The sequence below is a fragment of the Paraburkholderia oxyphila NBRC 105797 genome (assembly GCF_000685075.1).
Lineage (GTDB): Bacteria > Pseudomonadota > Gammaproteobacteria > Burkholderiales > Burkholderiaceae > Paraburkholderia > Paraburkholderia oxyphila.
This window is the reverse complement of the sequence record NZ_BAYD01000296.1, coordinates 1-859: the sequence shown is the minus strand read 5'-3', so window position 1 is coordinate 859 and position 859 is coordinate 1. Positions and strand designations below refer to the sequence as shown.

Here is an 859-nt window from a genome sequence, read left to right as displayed (position 1 = left end):
GCGGTCACGCCCATGCGGCCCACCACCGGCGCGTTGAACTTGCGGTGCGCGAGCAGCGAGAGGCCGTACCACTGCGCATTGCCGCCGTTGAACGCGGCGCGCTGCTGCTGGCCGTAGTCGAGTTCGGCGTTGTACTGGATGTCCGCGAGCGTGTAGGTCGCATCCATTTCGCCGAAGAAGAAGTAGCCGCCCGAGCTCGTCGCCTGGCCGCCCGGACCGTAGACGATCTGGCCCGTGGTCGGGTCGGTCGCGCTCGACAGCGTCTGGCGGCCCACGTTGAACGATCCACCGATATCGAGTGCGCTCGACCACGTGTAGTCGGCGCGCGCCGTGAAGGTCGGGATCTTGTTGCTCGTCGTGATGGGGTCGCCCAGCGCGTTCGTGCCCGTCTGCGTGACCGCGCCGTAGGTGCGGTACTGCTCGTTGCCGACCATGAACTTGAACGCCCACTGGCTGCTGTCGGGCGAGTAGTTCCAGCCCACGCCCACATAGCTGCCCGGATCCGAGAAGTCGTAGAGCAGGTTGTGCGTGAGGGTGAGCATCTGGTTCGACTGCTGCACCTCATAGCCGCCGAAGCTCGGCATGAGACCGGCCACGAACGTGCCCGTGGCGGTCACCGGCACCGTGATGACCGCCGTGTTCAGGATGTTGTTGCCGATGTCGCCATGCTCGTTGGCCAGCAGCGTGATGCCGTTGCCGCGGTTGGGCATGAGCGTGATTTCGGCCGAAGGCGCCATCGGGCCGACACCGAAGGTCTTCTTGATGTCGAGGTAGAGGTCGCCGAACGTGCTGTTAAAGTAGTTGTACGAACTTTCGTGGTTCGCGAACAGGAACGACGAGGTGCCGGGGGCGCGGTTGT

Annotated in this window: 1 protein-coding gene; it reads right to left on the bottom strand. The window is 64.7% G+C overall.

What is annotated here, in order from left to right; translation table 11 throughout:
- On the bottom strand, window positions 1-859 hold an 859-nt coding region (locus BO1_RS49035), incomplete at both ends, for a DUF3138 family protein (protein WP_028223803.1).